Below are 16949 nucleotides of genomic sequence, written 5' to 3' on the forward strand. Positions count from 1 at the left end.
GGCACGACGATTGCCGCAGTTCACGCGGCACCGCACGGATCGGCGATTTCAATGGGACTCGTTCACCATTCTCAGATGCATTGGAGGCCGCGATCGTCGCAACAGCGCAACGACACCAAAGTGGCAGTCACCACCAACAACCCGAACCGGCGACTAAGAAAGGCGCGGTAGCGAGCCCTCCGCGCCGCAGTACACCGCCTCCACCTGTCAGGGCGGATCGATCCGATCCGCCTTGGGTCAATGACACTCGGTACCAAGCCTGCCAGGATTACGGGCGCAAGGCGCATTTGAGAGCTTTCACCAGAAGCGTTCATCGTTCATCGCGCGGGCCAAACGCTAGCGAGGCGATGGCTTGGCGCATCAGGAAACCACACCTTTCTGCGGTTAGCCTCGCAGCAATGGCAGAGGCGATCTCGCCGTTTCTATGCACTAGGTCCGATTCGCCCGACGCGGATAGCAGACGACGGTGTGGTATTTTTAGTTTGATGTCGATCCGCAGCAGCAAGCACCACTTGCCAATCACCAATCTGTTCATCGAGCTTTTCCGGCGGCAAGCGAGCTAGCGAACTATGCCGGCATAGACGATATTCTGGACTTGCTCGCGGTAGTACCTGCGGATCTCTCCGGGCGCAGCCGTTCCAAGCACCACCACCAGACGCTCCTTTGGATCACAGAAAAATTGTGTTCCGTAAGCGCCGGTCCAGGTGAACTCACCTGGATTGCCTGGAACGGCCGAGAAACCCTCGCTTATGCGTACAGCCACTCCGAGCCCGAACCCAAAGCCGGCACGGTGCGGCTCCACATTAGCGACCTTGTTTTTGATCTCTGGCCCAAGGTGGTTGGAGATCATGTGATGCACCGTTTTGGGACCGAGAATGCGCTGCCCATCGAGCTCCCCACCGTTTAGTAGCATTTGCCCAAAGCGCACGTAATCACCAACCGTCGCGAATGCACAGGCTCCCCCGCAGTCAAACTTGGTCGGACTTTCGAGGAGCTCGATGCCCTGTGGCTTTCCCGTCAGTGGGTCGCCTTTGAATGGGCGCGCGAGCCGCTCGCGTTGCGATCCCGACAAATGGAAAGTGGCATCCAGCATTCCGATCGGCTTCCACAGGTTGCTGGAAAGATACTCGCCTAATGACTGCTCGCTAACCTGTTCCACGACAGCGCCAAGCACGTCGGTCGAGAAGCCGTATTCGAATTCCGTTCCCGGTTGGTGCGCCAACGGCAGCTTGGTAATGCCTTCGATGAAAGCCTGCTTATCGCCTTTGACCGGTGGCGCTGCGAAATCCGGAGAGAGACGCGCCACTTGGTCTGAGCTGTCCGGCGGCGTGCCATAGGTGAGACCCGATGTGTGGCGATAAAGGTCGTGGACGTAGATCGGGGAACTCTGCGCTTCGAATTTTAACGAACCGTCAGGCTGCGGTACTCCCACTTTCATGTTTGCAAATTCGGGATAGTAATCCGTAAGTCTTGCCCGCAGTGGCAGGCGACCTTGTTCCATGAGGGTGAGCCCAGCAACCGCCACCATCGGTTTGGTCATTGACGCGAGCGCGAAGATCGCATCGAGCCTCATGGAGGTTCCTTTTTGAGGATCGAGTTGCCCGTACGCCCTGTAGTGAATGAGCTTGCCGTCTCTGGCGATTGCAACCACTGCGCCCGGCACGCGCTTGGCTGCGATCTCGCCAGCAAAGAACTCGTCCAGTTTGGCAAGGCGCTGCTTGGAAACTCCGACGTCATCGGCCCTCGCCTCGGGCAAAGGCGCGGAGTGTGCTGAATTGAAGCTGATACCAGCGGCCGCCGCGGCTGCAACGAGCTTATTCATTGTGTCCTCGTCAAGAATGGACGGATCTGACTTGCAATACTGCTGCTCGGTTATGACCGGCCAGCTTGGCCAGTACACCGAAGATGCTTCGATCCGGCTTGGGGCGCCTGCCCCTCACGTGCCTCTCCTGGCACATCGTTTGTCGATGAGGGTCAAAGTGAACATGACCGCAAAGGCGAACATTACCATACCGCCGGCAACCCAAGCTGCCTCGCGCCAGCGCGATGCTTGGACGTAGTCAATGACATAGGCTGACAACACTTTGGTGCGCCCAGGAATGTTGCCTCCGATCATCATCACGACACCGAATGTGCCGATCGTATGAGCAAAGCCAACCAGACCAGCCTTGAGGAACTCCAGCCGTGCCAGCGGCAGGCCGACGGTAATGAAGGCGAACAACGCAGAAACGCGCTGACTCGCCACAACTTCCTGCGGGTGGTTGCCCATCGCAACAAAGGCGCTGCGGATAGGCTGCACCACCAAAGGGAGCGCCGAGAGGACCGATCCGACCACGATTCCCGCAAAGGTAAAGGCGAGCGTGTGCTCGCCGCAGAAAGAGGCGAGAAGCCCCCCTGGTCCGTTCGGGCCGAGCAGGACGAGTACGCAGAAACCGAGCGCCGTGGGTGGCAGCACAAGCGGCAGCGCGACCATTGTCGCCACCGCCTCGCTCAACACCGTTTTTGACCGTGCCAACCACCACGCGAGCGGCGCGCCAATCACCAGCAAGATCATTGTCGTCACGCTGGCGAGCTCGACCGTTAGCGCAACGGATTGCCAGATTTCTGGCGAAAGGGCATCCATGTGCGTCAGCCCACCTGCGAGAGCACGTCGCCATACCGGCGCAGCGATCGCGTCGTTTCTGCGAGCAAATGCAGAATCGCAAGGCTCATCGGAAACTCCTGTGACAGGGCAGCTTCGAGCGGCCTGACGGCGGCCGCTCCTCAGCCCGCCATCCAGCAATCCCCGTGCCGCTTGCGAAATGTGGCGGGTTCTGTGCCCAGCGTGAGAAAAACGCGCCGCATAACTGCCAGAGCTACTGCGGGGTGAACCTAACGCGCTGTCAAGTTTCCGGCATCTTTGTTCCCAAGCAGACAGCGACGGCAGAATGAGACGGCAGAGTGGCCGCCCGAGATGCGCATCCGCAATGTCTCGATGCAAATCCTGACGTGGATGCTGCTTCGACATGTTGGTTGTTTGTTGGTGTCGCTCAAAGGCCGGCGTGTATAAGCGCAGAGCCCCCGTCACAGCCCCATTGCGAGAATGGACGAGACCGGCTCTCGGAGTTCATTCCGCACTCGACTTTCGCCTTATCGAGGAGAAGACAAGGCCGAGGACCGCCATCCGGCGATCATGCGCGCACTGTTTTATGATAACGTAGCAAACCATAGGCATTGCGTTAGTTGCCGAGTTCTGAGGCAACAATCTGCTACCTAAAACAAGGAGTCGCAGTGAACCTATAGCGCGTCCGGTCGGTGCAGTATATCGACGGTGATCGTGCCGCGGGCGCGAGAAACGCATGCACAGATCTTTTCGTTCGCGTGCTTTTGCTGCTCGCTGAAGAAAACGTCGCGGTGGTCAAGCTCACCGTCGATTTTGACGAGATCGATGGCGCAGACGCCGCACTCGCCGCGCCGGCAATCCGAAATCACCTCGTAACCGGCCCCATTGAGCACGTCCAGCAACGAGCGATCGCGCGGAATCTCGATCTCAATGGCCTGATCTGCAAGGCGCACCCGAAACCCCTCGGTCGGCAGCGAGCCGCTCGAGCCGAAGGTCTCGTAACGTAGGTCGGATAGTGCGCGTCCTGCACCAGTCCAGGCCCGGCGCGCGGCATCGAGCATCCGGATCGGGCCGCACAAGAGGGTCAAGGCGTCGGGCGGCAGCGAAGCAAACAAATCATCCAAATCGAGCCTGCGCCCTTCGTTGCCTGCATGGACAATAAGCCGCTCATTCAGCAAGGGAGCGAGAACATCCAAATAGACGGCTTGCTCACGAGAAGTCACGGCATAATGCAGAGTGAAGTCGGCATCGCGGCGCGCCAACGCCTGAGCTGCCCCGATCAGTGGCGTAATGCCGATGCCGCCCGCGATTAGGCAGTAGTGCCGGCGCGCCCAGTCAATCGGCAGCAACGAGGCCGGCAATGTTATGGTCAATCGGGCGCCCGGCGCGAGCGACCACATGTACTGCGAGCCGCCGCGGGAGTCCTCCGCACGCCGCACGGCGATACGATAGCCGGTTCGGTCGGCTTCGCCGATCAAGGAATAGGACCGCGTATCCGGGCGCCCATCGATAGTGACGGCGATATTGATATGGCTCCCGACCGGATAAGCCGCGCCATCAAAGTTTTCCGGTTTGATCAGGAACTCGCGGATCGAAGGTGTCAGATCGCGCGTCGCGAGGAGCGTTGCGGGTGTCCAGCTTTCAATGAACCGCATGGAGATTTCCTTTAATCGCCTGCCATCCTGATGAGCGCCAGTCCTGGCAGCAGGTCAGAATGCGTCTTGTTCCTGAGCACCAGGCGCAGATTGCGCGCCGCCACTCGGGCGTGCTCGCGCATGATTGCTTCGGCCCGTGCGCCTTCGCGATTTTCGATTGCATCGATCACGACGCGATGTTGATCTTGCGCAATCAAGAGTGTGTAGCGCGCATCCGGCAGTGTCGATTGGGTCATCACAAAGCCGCTGGGCGAGGCGAATGGGAGCGCCGACGCGCGATCGACCTGCCGGATCAAGGGAGGACTGCGCGACAATTCGGTCAATAGCGCGTGAAAACGCGCATTGAGCGCGACGTAGGAGGAGAAAGCCTCGACGGAGATTGGATCCTGCCGCACCAGGCCGTCGATCTCGTCAAGACATTCTTTTAGAGGCTCAAGATCGCGCGACGAAACGCCGCGCTCGGCGGCAAAGCGCGCGGCCAGCCCCTCCACCGTACCACGCAGTTCGATTGAATCCAGGACATCTCTCTCGGAGAATGCCTTCACCATGAAGCCGCCAGAAGGGATCGCTTCCAGAAGTCCTTCCTCCTCCAGCCGAACCAACGCCATTCGCACCGGGGTGCGCGATGCGCCGGTCGTCTCCACAGCCTGCAACTCGGAGATCCGCTCGCCTGGCCGCAAGTCACCCGAAAGGATCAGGTCGCGCAAGCTGAGCTGGGCGCGTACTGTTTGCGAGACTGAACGATCACTGTCGCGCTCGACCATGCCCCTACTCCGCGGCCTGCCGACCTTGCGAAGGATTCTCGGCCTCGATCATGCGATCTATCAAGCGGCGAGCCCACATCGCGCCCGCATCGATGTTGAGATTATAGAAGACCCGGTCTGGATTTTCGTCGATTGCGCGCTGCTGCGCCTCGAGAATGGCCTCGTCCTCGCGGAAGATGCCAGAAACGCCTTGGCGGAGTTCGGTGGTCAGGCGCTGTTCGTTCAGGCGATAATTGCGCACGAAGGCCCAGAAATAATGGCAGCTCGTTTCCGTTTCAGGCGTAATGGTGTTGAGGACAATACCATTGACGCCGGCCGATCGGTTGCCTTCCGGCGCGCCTGTTCCAGCGGGCGCCACTCCGACGTCGATATTGATGGTGCACGGCGCCTCGAAACGAATGATTTGCCAGCGGTCCACCGGACCAGGTTTTTGCAATTGCTTGGCCCAGAACGGCGGGGCGGTAATCCCCTTCATCCAGCGCGTTACGGTAGCGGTCTTCTCACCATGGGCGACGTCAAACGGCGCTTCCGCGATGGCGTCATTGCCGATGCTGGCGCCGTGCACAAAAGTTTCATGCGTCAGGTCCATGAGGTTGTCGACAACCAGACGATAATCGCATTTCAGGTGAATGGTGTCACCATCACCGGCCCAAGCGGAATCATCGTTCCAGTGCATATCCGGCACCAAGCGCGGGTCGGCCAGCGCCGGATCACCCATCCACAGCCAGACGAAGCGATCGCGCTCGACCACAGGATAGGCACGCACACAGGCGGAGGGGTTGATCGTCTCTTGCGAGGGCATGAAGGTGCAGCGGCCCTGCGCGTTGAATTTCAGCCCATGATAGCCGCAGACGACGCTGTCGCCCTCAAGACGCCCTTTTGAGAGCGGCACCAACCGATGCCAACAGGCATCCTCCAGTGCCGCCACCTCCCCGTTGGCGCGCCGATACATCACAACGTGCTTGCCGCAGATCGTGCGCGGCAACAGCGCCTGCTTCACCTCTGCATCCCAAGCGGCCGCGTACCAGACATTCGTCGGAAAGCAATGGCTCATGTGCCAATTCCTTGCTTAGGGACACTGACTGTATACATAAAGTCGAAACCAGCCGAAAAAGTGACGAAGTTACGGACTAATAATGGAATTTCTGTATACAGAAATAGTCCAAGATGCCCAATCGTGCTCCGCTCGGTGAAGATTTTTGCGGGGCACCAAAACAGCTACCGGATGAATCCAAGCTCGCCCTGGTTCACACCCCGCTGCATGTCGTCCCTGCACTGTCGCAGCCTCGGCTATCGGCGAGGTTCCTGGCCTGCGTAGGGACGCCGCATTGGGCGCTTCTTGGCCGGCAGCACACTCCCCTTGCCGGAATCAGACGTCGACGTCTTGGTGCCGAGATCGGCCCATGCTCTCAAATCATCCAATGCGTAGATGACGCGACCGCCGATCTTTCGATACGCTGGCCCCGTGCCATATGTGCGGTGCTTTTCGAGCGTGCGGCCGGATAGGCTAAGATAACGCGCAGCCTCCGGCGTACGCAGGAACCGCGTGGATAGATCTGACATCGAATCGGGCATTTGAGAGCGCCAGGTGAGGGCCTGGCCGCGAACGGCGGCACTTTCGCGCCATCATCATGGAGAAGCGCGCTCTCTGGAGGGATACCGAATATCGAGGAAGCAACTTTCGATACCCCAAGTTGAAAGCACTATTCGTCCGATGCGCTTGGCGGCAAAGCTCACCCTATCTAGCGACCGACCAGCGTACGACCTTGATCAATCACCACTCGCGGCTGCAAAGACGCACCCTGCACGGATGGACATGGCAAATTGATCGGGCGCCTTCACAATACGGATGATGCGCAGAAATTCTGCAGAACCATCGATTTTACCGGACCATACTGGAGCACGTCCAGCGCCATCCGATTGGCGCAACTCGATTCGAACTCGCCAGTACATCCGCAGCAAGAATAAGTCACATTGGTCTCGTCCCGCCTGGCAAGGGTTCAGCAAAAAAGTTCAAAGCTGCCAGAGCGGAATGATCGAGTTGAGAACTCCATCGTAACGCCGAGACGCCTAACGGCTCGGCGAGCGCATGGGGATACGACCTCGCATCGACCAGCCCGCTAGATGTCGCACGCTTCCATTGCCTGGATGCCTACGATCCAAACAATCAATTTTACCAATGTAACGTACTGTTGCATCAAGTCCCGCACTTGAAGAGTACTGATCACTCTAGGATTTCCATGCCAAGACGTGCCTCGGGACATTTGCCAGCAAAATGCGGCATGACGCTGAGCAACGCCTTCGCGATCGACCTCACAAATGCCGTTCGAAAATTCAAAGACCTCGTCAGAAGACAGGTGCTTATCCGATAGCGACTCGATCGACTGGAGGTTGGCTCTGGTGCGGATCTTGCTTGACGAAAAAGATAACGTAACTGAACGTCTGCCTTTGGAATGACGCGCCGGCTCCCGGACTCGTCTTCAATCGGACACGGCTAAAATGACAGCCTCGTATGATGCCGTCGTCTCTCAACGACGCAACGGCTCGCATTCGAGTGTATTCGGGAAGGAAGCGTCATGACCACCATGGCAACTGCGGCGCCCGCGCGCGCGTCGCAGACTTGGTATAGAATTCTCTACGTTCAGGTGCTGATCGCGATCGTGATTGGCGCCATCGTCGGCTGGCTATGGCCATCGGTCGCGACTAACGACTGGGTCAAGGCGCTCGGTGACGGCTTCATCAAGCTGATCAAGATGGCGATCGCACCGATCATCTTCTGCACCGTCGCATCCGGGATCGCACATATCCAGGATGCAAAGAAAGTCGGGCGCGTCGGCGTTAAAGCGCTGGTCTATTTCGAGATCGTATCGAGCTTTGCGTTGGTGTTGGGCCTTGTCATGGGCAATCTGGTCCAAATCGGCCATGGTCTTACGGTCAAACCGGACGCTGCGGCGGTGGCCAACTACGTCAAGCAGGCGGAAGCCTCGAAGACCGTCGATTTTTTTCTCAATATCATTCCCGATACTGTGGTCGGCGCCCTCGCCCGCGGCGATGTTCTGCAAGTGCTTCTGTTCGCGATCCTGTTTGGCTTCTCGTTGATGGCGCTGGGGGAGCGCGGAGAACGACTGCGCGGCATGATTGACGACGCCGCGCACGCAGTGTTCGGCGTGATCGCCATCATCATGAAAGCCGCTCCGATCGGCGCGTTCGGCGCGATGGCCTTCACGATCGGCAAGTTCGGGCCGGCGGCGCTCGGTAATCTGATCGGACTGATTGTACTATTCTATGTGACGGCCGCAATATTTGTGGTCGTCGTGCTCGGCCTGATCGCGCGGATCGTCGGCTTTTCGATCTTCAAGTTCATTATCTATATCAAGGACGAGCTTCTGATCGTGCTTGGCACCTCGTCCTCGGAAAGCGCGCTGCCGCAATTGATGGAGAAGCTCGAGCGGCTGGGCTGCTCAAAGCCCGTGGTCGGCCTCGTGGTGCCAACCGGCTACTCCTTCAACCTCGACGGCACCAACATTTATATGACGCTTGCGACATTGTTCATTGCCCAGGCACTCGGGGTCGATCTGACCTTTGGCCAGCAGCTCACGATCTTGCTCGTGGCAATGCTGACGTCGAAGGGAGCAAGCGGCGTCACCGGCGCGGGCTTCATTACACTCGCCGCGACATTGTCGGTGGTCAACCCGGCATTGGTGCCGGGCATGGCGATCGTATTTTCGATCGACAAGTTCATGAGCGAGGTGCGAGCTCTTACCAACATCACTGGCAATGGCATCGCCGCTGTGTTCGTGTCCTGGTGGGAAGGCGAGCTCGACGACGCGACGCTACACGCCCGGCTCAAGCAACCCACCGCCGGTGCCGATACACGAAGTTCAAGGATATAGGCTCCAGGTCCTGTCCGTGATTTCAAGGCACGCTCGAATTGAGCGTAGCCAACTCCGGATTTTTTCGCAGTTCAAATCGGCACAGCCGACTGAACTGCGAGCCGGAGTTCTTCTCGCGGAATCTGCGGTTCGTACCACGACTAGGTGTCGCGCCCCAACGCGATCTAGACGGCCCAAGGTTGGCCGGGCAGACAATACGATTCCGACCGAACCTGGCCGGCCTGGCCGGCAAAGGTACTGGATCTACCCATGAAATGGCTTGGTGCGTGGCCAGCGAACTGGCCTCGTCCACCGATGCTGCGGCAGTGATGACTCGTGAACCAGATTGGCACCTTCACCAGGTGAGATGGATTGCATAGAGCAAACGTCACGGTGCTCCACTGCTTGTGGGCGCTTTAGAGATTTAACGACGGGCGTCTCATTGTTCAGCGTCAGCGTCTTGGCGGCCCGACGGTAGCAGCAGCCCCGTCGTCGGACGTGCCTCGGCGGCATCAGTTGTGCTCGGCCGCGCCCCCCACAGCCGGGCCCCTTCCAACGGGCTATCGCAGTGAAGGAAAGCAGACATCTGAGTCTCGATTGTACGCACGTCAGAGCGCCATATGGAAAGGTTTAGACCGACTATACCTACGTTTGTAATGCGCCTTTCTTCGGCACGTGCTGAGTTCAGCCTGTAAGCAATTCACCCGGAACCGCTCTCGAGCGCGGAGCCGAAAGGATTGCCCCATTTTTGCCTAAAATGTTATAACGCTCCCGCCGGAGAAAGGCCGGACGGTCCAAAAATGTATAACCAGATCAATAACTTCAAACGCTCCGCCACGCAGTTTACTTTCGGCAGCATAACGCTGGCGGTGGTGACGCTAGCTTCCTTGTATCTTCAAACACATTTCGCGGCGACGGCGTTCGGCTATTTGCTGGTTATATTGCTGTTTTCATTGATCGGCAGCTTTATCGCGTCATCCGCGCTTTCGGTCTTAGCTATTGCTGCTTTGGCGTACTACTTTGCGCCGCCGGCGTTCAGTCTGCGGATCGACGACCCTCAAGTTCTTCTGGTGGTTGTCGCATTCTTTACCGTCTCGATTGTCGGAACGCACCTGATTGGAAAGATCCGCCAGGAAAGAGAGGCTGCGCATGAGACTGCGGCCGAACTCCTGCGCAGCGCGGCCGATTTGAAGGACCGTGAAAAGCGGTGGCGCGCAATCTTTGAGCACAATCCGGCCATGTACGTCATGGTCGACGAAGCCGGTACCGTCCTCAACGTCAATACGTTCGGCGCGACACACCTCGGCTATGCGCGCTCCGAACTGATCGGTCAATCCGTTCTGAGGCTCTTTCTGGAGGAGGATCGCGAGTTCGCTCGCACATGCATTCGCAGATGCCTTGAAGATATCGGTCAATCGCAAACCTGGGACGCCCAAAAAATTAGAAAAGACGGCGCGGTCCTGTGGGTGCGAGAAAATGCCAAAGCCATGCTTTGGGCCGATGACAAGCCTGTTGTCCTGATATCCTGCGAAGATATCACCGAAAAACGGCGGACGGAGCTTGCCCTCCAGCGCAGCGAAGCCCATTTGGCTCAAGCGCAGGAGTTGAGCCACACAGGCAGCTTCGGCTGGAACGTCGCTACTGGCGAGGTTTTTTGGTCAAAAGAGCTTTTTCGAATTTTCCAGTTGGATCCGAAGACGATACCGAGCCCGCAACTCGTCGTCGAGCGCACTCATCCGGAAGACAGAGCTTCCGTCCAGCAGACCATCGATCGAACGATGCAAGACCCGCAGGAGTTCGAGCATGAATACCGATTGCTGCTACCGGACGGCTCGGTGAAGCACATCCGCGCGCGGGCGCGAGCCACGACAACCGCCTCTGGCGAAATCGAGTTTGTCGGGGCAGCGACGGATATCACAGTTACAAAGCAAGTAGAGCAGCAGCTACGCCGCAGCGAGGCCTATCTGGCCGAAGCCCAGCATCTTAGTCATACTGGCAGTTGGTCATGGGACGTCCACGGGCTCGATTTTGTGTATCGCTCCGCCGAAGTGAATCGTCTCTTCGGCTTCGACCCGCAAGAGACCGTGTCCATAGAGACAATTCGTTCGCGGATCCATCCGGACGACCTGCCGCGCCTTCAGGAAGTGCAGCGACTTGCGAGAGACGGCAAGCAAAACCGCTTCGAATATGATTTTCGAATCCTGCTCCCGGATGGCTCGATGAGGCACATACATTCTGTGGCCCATGTCGTGGTTGGCAGCGATGGCAATATCGGCGAGCTCATCGGGACACATATGGACGTCACTGAGCAATACTCAGCCAGAGAACGTTTGGAAAGCACACTTGCTGCACTGCGCGAAAGCGAGCAGCGCTTTCGCGACTACGCTGAAACGGCTTCCGACTGGCTCTGGGAGACCGGGCCAGACCATAAAGTCACTCACTTGTCGGAACATACCAGCGCTGCGGGAATCCTGGCCACAGGCCTCCTGGGTCTGCCGCGTTGGGACATTGCTTGCGACTTGGAAGACGAACCTGAGAAATGGCGGCAACATCGTGCAAGGCTAGAGGCACATCTGCCATTTCGTGATTTGGTCTATCGCTCCGTCAACCGGATGGGATGTCCGATCTACGTCCGGACGAGCGGCAAGCCATTTTTTGACGTAAACGGTAATTTTCTTGGCTACCGTGGCGTCAGCACCGACATCACCGCTATTATCCGCGCAGATCAGGCTGAACAAGAGCTGCGGAAGGCACAGGCTGAGCTCGCGCATGTGACGCGCGTGACGACGTTAGGAGAGCTGACCACCTCCATCGCCCACGAAATCAACCAGCCACTCGCCGCGATTATCAGCAACGCCGACGCGTGCCTCGGTTGGATGGGCCGCAAAACTCCTGATCTTTCCGCCGCGCGCTCATCCGTTGAATGGATAATCGAAGACGCAATCCGGGCAAGCGAGGTGATCCGTCGCGTTCGCGCCCTTGCGAAAAAGGGCGAGATCGAAATGCTGCCGCTCGACATCAATGACGTCGTTAAGGACGTCGTTGCGCTGGTGAATCGTGAGCTGGTTAGCCACCAAGTGACACTGAAAACCGAGCTGACGGCAACGCTGCCCGCGGTCCTCGGAGACCGGATTCAGCTGCAGCAGGTGATTATCAATCTGGTGATGAACGGGATCGAAGCTATGGACTCAGTTACGGACCGGACGCGCGAACTGGTGATCCAGTCATCTAGAGACGATATGGAACACGTGCGGCTTGTGGTGACTGATAGTGGCGTCGGCATCGCGGAGAATGACGCCGATCGGGTGTTAGACCCCTTCTTCACGACAAAATCGAGCGGCCTTGGCATGGGCCTTTCGATCTGCCGCTCGATCGTGGAAGCTCACGGAGGGCGTCTTTCAATCGTCCACAAGCAGGGGCCGGGAGCGAGCTTTCGGTTTGACCTGCCGTTGCACAAGGAGGTGGTGTCGTGAACGAACGCTCAAACTCCCAGCGCGAAGGCAGTAGGGCCGAGGCATCGGCAAATGCGATTGTCTTCATTGTCGAAGATGACGTCTCGATGCGTCGGTCGCTTACAAACCTTTTTCAATCCGTCGGCCTGGACGTCGTTGCATTCGGATCGGCCCGAGAAATGTTGCAGAGCAAGCTTCCGGACGTTGTTAGCTGCCTGGTTCTTGACGTCCGGCTGCCTGGCTTGAGCGGCCTTGAGTTCCAGACTGAGCTAGCCAAGTCGAACATTCATATTCCCATTATCTTCATTACAGGCCATGGCGACATTCCCATGAGCGTCAGGGCCATGAAAGGTGGAGCGGTCGATTTTCTCACCAAACCGTTTCGCGATCAGGAACTGCTGGACGCCGTGATCGCGGCGACCGAACGCGATCGCAAAAGACGGGAAGCCGAGCAGACCGTCGCGAACCTTAAGTCCCTATTTGAGACCCTGAGTCCGCGCGAGCAGGCGGTCATGAAACTGGTCGCTACTGGCTTGATGAACAAGCAAATAGCTGCCGAGCTGGGGCTCGCCGAGATTACGGTCAAGATCTACCGGGGACACGTGATGAAAAAGATGCGCGCCCGATCGCTGGCGGATTTGATCAGAATGACTGAGACGCTGGGACTCCGTGCTAACCGTCCCGAACAAACCTAAGTATGATTTTACAATTTAACCACTCAAGCCCACTTTTCGCCCAGGGATGGCTAATGCCTCGGCAGTCGCTAGTCCCGCGCCAGGAGGGCCTGTCTTGTCCACGCCTTTGATTTCTGTCGTTGATGACGACGCATCGGTCCGTGCGGCGACAGAGAACCTTTTGAAATCGCGTGGCTACGTCGTTCAAACGTTTGTGTCGGCCGAGGAGTTCTTGAGGTCGCCGCGGTTGAACGAAACCTCTTGTGTAATTACGGATGTGCAGATGCCGATTATGAGCGGCTTGGACTTGCTCGCGGAAATGCGGACCCGTGGCTACGGTGTGCCATTCATTTTCATTACTGCCTTCCCCAATGACCGCGTGCGCGCCTCTGCTCTGAGCGCGGGAGCGGCTGGCTTCTTGGCCAAGCCCTTCGCCGGACATACGCTGATCGAGTACCTCGATGCCGCACTGGAGGAGAACGGCGGCGGCGGAAACACTTGAAGCGATCAACCGGCCGCCAATCTTATGTCTGATCTGAGCGCTTCGCGCGAGACACGATCCCGATCAACTTCTTGGAAGCTAAGCCCGCTGCCCTGTCGTTAAGTTCCATGAAGTCGGGTTGGCGCTTTCCAATAGGGTTCATTGGACCCGTCACGTCGCCAACGACGAAGCCCACAGCGTCAGCGTATCTTCAACCGACGTGCCACCAATCATCAGATCCCGAATCATGGTCGCCATGGATTCAGAGTTCTCAGGAACATGCAACTGTAATGCTAACCTAGATGAGCCAGAGCCTCTCTTCGCGAAAAGCCTAATCAGTCTCAAATTATCGTAACCGGTATGAGCATCCACGTCGGCGGTGATCAGCGCGCGCGAGCGTAGCGTGTCGGCATCCAATACTGGCGCATGGCCTCGACGACGGCTGGGATGTCGGCGTGGGCGTTGCGCAGGAACTCCTCGGTCTCGCGGCCTTTCCTTGGCGGTCCAAGCAGTGGACGGCCTTGATCGTCGACGCAATGCAGCAGGATGGGCAGGAGCAAGCCGTGGTTTATGTTGCGGATGTCGAGCAGCGGGGCCCAGGCCGATAGTCTCAGCCGCATGGCGGCATGGAATCCCAGGCACCACGGCCGCGCATCAACGTCGCCATTCGGCTTGCGGGCATGTGTCGGTGCGAATCGATGTGGAGCGGTGGAAAGAACGTTGCTGATGTCGTTGTGGCGCAGCGCGACGGCCGAAATCGCGGCGAACTCCGGCGTGCCGCCGTGGTTGAATGCGTCGGCGTCGATGGCGAGTAGCGGGCAGATCCAGTCCGGCGGGCCGATCGACACCGGTCCGGCCACGATCGCGGCGACGTAGCCGTCGAGCACGGCAAGACTCGTAGCGACGGGATACTGCTCGGCGCGAGCCTGTAACCAATGCTCGAGTTCGTCGAGCGGCATCGCGGCTGCCGCCATCGATGGTGAAGAGGACGAAGACGAACGGCGCCGCCGGCTCATGCAGCGGCCCGTGCGCTGAGCTCGCGGGCCGCCTTCCAGTTCCAGGCGAGAAGTTCGTGCAACTGGTGGCTCCTGGTCTGACCGGAGACGATGCGCTCCAGCACATCGACCAGATAGGTCTGCGGATCGACTTCGTGGAGCTTTGCCGTATTGACCAGGGATGAAAGAATTGCCCAGCTCTCGGCGCCGCCTTCGCTGCCGCTGAACAATGAGTTCCGCCTTCCCATTGCAATCGGGCGCATCGAACGCTCGACGGTGTTGCTGTCGACCTCGACGCGGCCGTCGCGAAGAAACAGCGTCAGTCCGTTCCAATGATTGAGCGTATAGTTGATGGCCTCCGTCAGCTTCGACTGGGAGAACAGCTGGTCGAGCATCGAGGCCAGCCGCGCCTTCAGCTCCTCCATCAACGGAGCGGTCCTGGTGCGGCGGACGGCAAGCCGCTGTTCGGCACTCGAGCCGCGGATCTCGGCCTCGATGGCGTAGACCACCTGCAGGCGCTCGATCACCTCGCGGGCGAACGGCGACTGCATTGTCTTGTACACCTCGACGAATTTGCGTCGGGCATGGGCGAGACAAAAAGCCAGCTGGATCACGCCGCCATGACCGCGGGCAAGCGCCTTGTAGGCGGCATAGCCATCCACCTGCAGGATGCCCGAGAAGCCGGTCAGCTGCCCGGCGATCTCTTTGGTGCCGCGGCCATCGGCAAATACGTAGGCAACCGCCGGCGGGGATGGGCCGCCCCATGGGCGATCATCCATCGCATGCGCCCAGAACTGGCAGATACGGGTGCGATGTCGTCCGGGATCGAGCACCGGCATCGGCGTCTCATCGCAGAACAGCCGCGGCGAAGCCTGGATCGTCCGCAGTTGGAGCTCATAAAGGCTTTTGAGCCACCATGCTGCACGCTTCACCCAGCCCGCGAGCGTCGCGCGGTCGAGATGAATGCCCTGGCCGGCCACGATCTGCACCTGGCGGTACAGCGGCAGATACCAGGCGAACTTCGAGACCACCACGTGCGCCACGAGTGCCGTCGATGCCATGCCGCCCTCGATCAGGCGTGGCAGCGCCTTGGCCTGGACCACGCCGTCGGTGCAGCCGCGGCAGGCGTATTTGGGGCGGATCGTGCGCAGTACCCGCAGGATCGCCGGGATGACGTCCAGCACTTCGCTGACGTCTTCGCCGATCCGGTGCAGAACGCCCTGGGAGCACGGGCACGCCGTCGCGTCCGGCTCGAGCACCTGCTCGCAGCGCGGCAAATGCCTAGGCAGCGCGCCGATGTTGCGCCTTGCCTTCTTGCGCGGCTTCCCAGCCGGCTTCGTCGCAGGCACATGGTCGTTGGCCGGCGCAGGCGGTGTGACGCCGGTCGCGAGATCATCCAGTTCGAGCGCGAGCTGTTCGTCCACGATCGCCGCCAGCCGCTCCGAGCGCTTGCCGAAGATCATCTCCTTCAGCGTCTGCATCGCCACACGCAGCTTCTCGTTCTCGGCATCAAGCGCGAGCACCATCTCGGTCAGAGCCGCTGCGTCGGTCGGAAGAGCTTCGGAGCGAATCGCCATGATCGAACGATACATCCACGCATCATAGGCTCCAGCAAAATCTTCGCTTCTCAGCCGACAACGGTCGGCCGCTTCACAGGCTCAGGTGAAACACGCGTCCACTGAAGGCCGTCGAGCAGCATCGCGAGTTGTGTGGCACTCAGATACACGACGCCGTCGCGGACCGGCGGCCAGGTAAAGTGTCCCTGGTGCAACCACTTCGTCACCAGCACCATGCCGCTGCCGTCCCACGCCAAAAGCTTCACTCGGTCCGCGCGTTTGCTGCGGAACACGAAGACGTCGCCGCAATATGGGTTTGCGCGCAATGCTTCGCTTACCAGCGCCGACAGCGTGTGCACCGACTTGCGAAAGTCGACCGGCTGTGCTGCCAGCGCCACCTTGAGGTCGGACCGCAAAGCGATCAACGAACGCTCCAAAGCGCCGATAACACCGTCGAAAGCGTCGCCAGCTCCACTCCGGGCTCGACCCGGATGCGTGCCCCTCTCACCTCGATCTCGATCATCCCGCCAGGCTTGCCTGGGGGCGGCGTCATCTGCGGCGGCACTTCATGCGCAGACGCCAGCCGGTCCGGCTCGTCTGCCGTCGCCGGACCGCTCTCGGAAGTGATCCGGACCGGCACGAAGCCTGGCGCCCGAAAGCTCGCTGCCGTCGCGAACTTGCGCCGCCACACCGTCAGCAGCCCACGGACAACGCCATGGCGCCGGGCGACCTCGGAAATATTGACCCCTTCCTCGAAGCTCTCCGCCACGATCCGAGCCTTCTCCTCCGCCGTCCACTGCCGTCGCCGACGCTGCCCCGTGATCACCTCGATCCGACGATAGGAGCCGCCTTCCTGCCTGGCATCAAGCATGGCTTCATGCATGGCATCTGCCATAGC

Annotated in this window: 15 protein-coding genes; 4 read left to right on the plus strand and 11 right to left on the minus strand. The window is 59.3% G+C overall.

What is annotated here, in order from left to right:
- Window positions 1–310: 310 nt before the first annotated feature.
- The 7 genes from XH92_RS37890 to XH92_RS43470 all read right to left on the minus strand — a co-directional run bounded on the left by XH92_RS37890 (window position 311) and on the right by XH92_RS43470 (window position 6596).
- Entirely contained in the window at window positions 311–535 is a 225-nt protein-coding gene (locus XH92_RS37890; protein WP_194456598.1) for a hypothetical protein, read from the minus strand.
- Window positions 536–559: 24 nt separating this feature from the next.
- Window positions 560–1822 carry a serine hydrolase gene (locus tag XH92_RS37895; RefSeq protein ID WP_194456599.1) on the minus strand — a complete coding sequence of 421 codons (1263 nt, stop codon included), beginning with the start codon at window positions 1820–1822 and terminating at the stop codon, window positions 560–562.
- Between the two features lie 114 nt (window positions 1823–1936).
- Complete coding sequence (locus XH92_RS37900; protein WP_194456600.1) at window positions 1937–2623, minus strand: molybdenum ABC transporter permease; 687 nt, start codon at window positions 2621–2623, stop codon at window positions 1937–1939.
- A 653-nt stretch (window positions 2624–3276) separates the two neighbouring features.
- Window positions 3277–4257 carry a PDR/VanB family oxidoreductase gene (locus tag XH92_RS37905; protein WP_194456601.1) on the minus strand — a complete coding sequence of 327 codons (981 nt, stop codon included), beginning with the start codon at window positions 4255–4257 and terminating at the stop codon, window positions 3277–3279.
- Between the two features lie 11 nt (window positions 4258–4268).
- Window positions 4269–5021 carry a GntR family transcriptional regulator gene (locus XH92_RS37910; RefSeq protein WP_194456602.1) on the minus strand — a complete coding sequence of 251 codons (753 nt, stop codon included), beginning with the start codon at window positions 5019–5021 and terminating at the stop codon, window positions 4269–4271.
- Window positions 5022–5025: 4 nt separating this feature from the next.
- Complete coding sequence (locus tag XH92_RS37915; RefSeq protein ID WP_194456603.1) at window positions 5026–6075, minus strand: aromatic ring-hydroxylating dioxygenase subunit alpha; 1050 nt, start codon at window positions 6073–6075, stop codon at window positions 5026–5028.
- A gap of 236 nt (window positions 6076–6311) precedes the next feature.
- Complete coding sequence (locus tag XH92_RS43470) at window positions 6312–6596, minus strand: AlpA family transcriptional regulator (RefSeq protein WP_246787990.1); 285 nt, start codon at window positions 6594–6596, stop codon at window positions 6312–6314.
- 1001 nt (window positions 6597–7597) lie between these two features.
- Here XH92_RS43470 and dctA point away from each other — a divergent pair.
- The 4 genes from dctA to XH92_RS37935 all read left to right on the plus strand — a co-directional run bounded on the left by dctA (window position 7598) and on the right by XH92_RS37935 (window position 13521).
- A complete protein-coding gene (dctA, locus tag XH92_RS37920; RefSeq protein ID WP_194456604.1) occupies window positions 7598–8914 on the plus strand; it encodes a C4-dicarboxylate transporter DctA in 1317 nt (438 codons plus the stop codon).
- Between the two features lie 779 nt (window positions 8915–9693).
- Window positions 9694–12366 carry a PAS domain S-box protein gene (locus tag XH92_RS37925; RefSeq protein ID WP_194456605.1) on the plus strand — a complete coding sequence of 891 codons (2673 nt, stop codon included), beginning with the start codon at window positions 9694–9696 and terminating at the stop codon, window positions 12364–12366.
- A complete protein-coding gene (locus XH92_RS37930; RefSeq protein ID WP_137482116.1) occupies window positions 12363–13040 on the plus strand; it encodes a response regulator transcription factor in 678 nt (225 codons plus the stop codon). The genes XH92_RS37925 and XH92_RS37930 overlap by 4 nt, the downstream gene beginning before the upstream one ends.
- Window positions 13041–13086: 46 nt before the next feature.
- Window positions 13087–13521 (plus strand): response regulator transcription factor, encoded by a 435-nt coding sequence (locus XH92_RS37935; protein ID WP_194456606.1) that lies wholly within the window; start codon window positions 13087–13089, stop codon window positions 13519–13521.
- Window positions 13522–13883: 362 nt separating this feature from the next.
- Here the strand turns inward: XH92_RS37935 and XH92_RS37940 are convergent, their stop codons facing one another.
- From XH92_RS37940 to XH92_RS44170, 4 genes are read right to left on the minus strand one after another with little or no spacing between them, the layout of a single operon-like run.
- Window positions 13884–14459 carry a UPF0149 family protein gene (locus XH92_RS37940; protein ID WP_246787992.1) on the minus strand — a complete coding sequence of 192 codons (576 nt, stop codon included), beginning with the start codon at window positions 14457–14459 and terminating at the stop codon, window positions 13884–13886.
- Window positions 14460–14512: 53 nt separating this feature from the next.
- The gene (locus tag XH92_RS37945) at window positions 14513–16072 is read right to left on the minus strand and encodes an IS66 family transposase (RefSeq protein WP_194456607.1); all 1560 of its coding nucleotides are present in this window, start codon (window positions 16070–16072) and stop codon (window positions 14513–14515) included.
- 50 nt (window positions 16073–16122) lie between these two features.
- Complete coding sequence (tnpB, locus tag XH92_RS37950) at window positions 16123–16476, minus strand: IS66 family insertion sequence element accessory protein TnpB (protein WP_194456608.1); 354 nt, start codon at window positions 16474–16476, stop codon at window positions 16123–16125.
- On the minus strand, window positions 16473–16946 hold the full coding sequence (locus XH92_RS44170; protein WP_371817881.1) for a transposase: 474 nt from the start codon (window positions 16944–16946) through the stop codon (window positions 16473–16475). Before XH92_RS44170 ends, tnpB begins: the two co-directional genes overlap by 4 nt.
- Between the last annotated feature and the right edge of the window lie 3 nt (window positions 16947–16949).

Origin of the sequence: Bradyrhizobium sp. CCBAU 53421 (assembly GCF_015291625.1) — a bacterium.
Taxonomy (GTDB): domain Bacteria; phylum Pseudomonadota; class Alphaproteobacteria; order Rhizobiales; family Xanthobacteraceae; genus Bradyrhizobium.

Bases quoted from the DNA above. Each gene is read 5' to 3' on its own strand.
- XH92_RS37890 (WP_194456598.1), bottom strand. From the start codon at position 535: ATGAACAGATTGGTGATTGGCAAGTGGTGCTTGCTGCTGCGGATCGAC.
- XH92_RS37895 (WP_194456599.1), bottom strand. From the start codon at position 1,822: ATGAATAAGCTCGTTGCAGCCGCGGCGGCCGCTGGTATCAGCTTCAAT.
- XH92_RS37900 (WP_194456600.1), bottom strand. From the start codon at position 2,623: ATGGATGCCCTTTCGCCAGAAATCTGGCAATCCGTTGCGCTAACGGTC.
- XH92_RS37905 (WP_194456601.1), bottom strand. From the start codon at position 4,257: ATGCGGTTCATTGAAAGCTGGACACCCGCAACGCTCCTCGCGACGCGC.
- XH92_RS37910 (WP_194456602.1), bottom strand. From the start codon at position 5,021: ATGGTCGAGCGCGACAGTGATCGTTCAGTCTCGCAAACAGTACGCGCC.
- XH92_RS37915 (WP_194456603.1), bottom strand. From the start codon at position 6,075: ATGAGCCATTGCTTTCCGACGAATGTCTGGTACGCGGCCGCTTGGGAT.
- XH92_RS43470 (WP_246787990.1), bottom strand. From the start codon at position 6,596: ATGCCCGATTCGATGTCAGATCTATCCACGCGGTTCCTGCGTACGCCG.
- dctA (WP_194456604.1), top strand. From the start codon at position 7,598: ATGACCACCATGGCAACTGCGGCGCCCGCGCGCGCGTCGCAGACTTGG.
- XH92_RS37925 (WP_194456605.1), top strand. From the start codon at position 9,694: ATGTATAACCAGATCAATAACTTCAAACGCTCCGCCACGCAGTTTACT.
- XH92_RS37935 (WP_194456606.1), top strand. From the start codon at position 13,087: ATGGCTAATGCCTCGGCAGTCGCTAGTCCCGCGCCAGGAGGGCCTGTC.
- XH92_RS37940 (WP_246787992.1), bottom strand. From the start codon at position 14,459: ATGCCGCTCGACGAACTCGAGCATTGGTTACAGGCTCGCGCCGAGCAG.
- XH92_RS37945 (WP_194456607.1), bottom strand. From the start codon at position 16,072: ATGGCGATTCGCTCCGAAGCTCTTCCGACCGACGCAGCGGCTCTGACC.
- XH92_RS44170 (WP_371817881.1), bottom strand. From the start codon at position 16,946: ATGGCAGATGCCATGCATGAAGCCATGCTTGATGCCAGGCAGGAAGGC.